This is a genomic window from Craterilacuibacter sp., from assembly GCF_051659485.1.
In the GTDB taxonomy this organism is placed as follows: domain Bacteria; phylum Pseudomonadota; class Gammaproteobacteria; order Burkholderiales; family Chromobacteriaceae; genus Craterilacuibacter.
In genome coordinates this window covers 1-1,452 of sequence record NZ_JBOFOO010000026.1, presented here as the reverse complement: position 1 = coordinate 1,452, position 1,452 = coordinate 1, and the positions used below count along the sequence as shown (strand labels likewise).

Genomic DNA, 1,452 nt, shown 5'->3' with positions numbered 1-1,452 from the left:
AAAATGAAAAGGAAGCCTGCACGAAGGGTCCGGACGTAAAAAAGCGGGAAGGGCATGGTAGCCGCTTCCCGCTTGTCTTGTCAGCCCGCGTTTGCATGCGGGCCCGGTTTTTGTCAGAAAACCGACATCCACAAACCGGCGATGGTGGCGGTCATGAAGCCGGCCATGACCGCAGCCAGCAGTGCGCGCAGGCCGATTTGTGCCAGCACCTTCTGCTTGGTCGGTGCCAGTGCGCCGATACCGGCTACGCTGATGCCGATAGAACCGAAGTTGGAGAAGCTGGACAGTGCAAAGGTCGAGATCAGGATGGCCTGTGGCGACAGGGTGCCGGCTTCCTTCAGCTTGGCCAGATCCAGATAGGCGATGAATTCGTTCAGTACGATTTTCTGGCCGATCAATGAGCCGACCTGCAGGCTTTCGGCCCAGCTGATACCCATCATAAAGGCAAATACGCGGAACACCTGGCCGAACAGGTATTGCAGGGTCAGACCGTCAAAGATGCCGCCGGTCGAAGACTTGATCAGCTCATTGACGCCCAGTGCCGCACCGATACCGTCCATCACGATGTAGTTGAACAGCGCGATCAGCGACACAATGGCGATCAGGATGGTCGCGATCGCCGAGGCCATTTTGGTGCCGTCCAGCGCACCGCCGACGATGGCACTGATAAAGGTACCATCTTCCGCTTCCTCGACTTCGCGCTTGTCACCGGATTCGTGATCGTATTCGGTTTCCGGGAACATGATCTTGGCGAAGACCACTGCTGCCGGTGCATTCATGAACGAGGCGGTCAACAGCAAGGTGGCGAAGCGGGCCTGCTCGGCCGGGTTGTCCCCACCCAGAAAGCTGACATAAGCGGCCAGTACCCCGCCTGCCAGCGTCGACATGCCGGCCACCATCACGCAAGCCAGTTCCGATTTGGTCATGTGCTTGATGTAAGGGCGGATCAGCAAAGGCGCTTCGGTCTGGCCCAGAAAGATATTGCCGGCAACAGTCAGGCTTTCCGGCCCGGACAGCCGCATGGTGCGCTTCATGAACCAGGCAAGGCCGGCCACCACACGCTGCAAAATACCCAGGTGATAGAGCAGGGCCGTTAGTGCCGAGAAGAAAATGATGACCGGCAGTACCACAAAGGCAAAGAGAAAACCCATCTTGGCCGGACGGGCCAGATCGCCAAACACGAAAGTAGCGCCTTCGCTGGCAAACGACAGTACTTTGGCAAAGCCGATGCCGACTGCGTTGAAGATGTTATTAACCGCCGGTACATAAGTAATAAGGATGAACAGCACGCTTTGGATCAGCAAGCCTGCGCCTACGGTGCGCCAGTTGATTGCCTTGCGGTTGGTAGAGGCCGCGTAGGCAACGCCGATCAGGAACAGCATGCCAATGATTGCCTGAAGAGTATTCACGGGGTGTGGCCTGTACGTAAGAGTTTGCGAAAACGGCGGATTC

1 protein-coding gene is annotated in these 1,452 nt (G+C 57.3%); it reads right to left on the bottom strand.

The features are described 5' to 3' along the window. Positions 1-113: 113 nt before the first annotated feature. Positions 114-1,409, bottom strand: coding sequence for a NupC/NupG family nucleoside CNT transporter (locus ACRC1E_RS00840; RefSeq protein WP_438513216.1), 1,296 nt, complete (start codon positions 1,407-1,409; stop codon positions 114-116). Positions 1,410-1,452 lie beyond the last annotated feature (43 nt).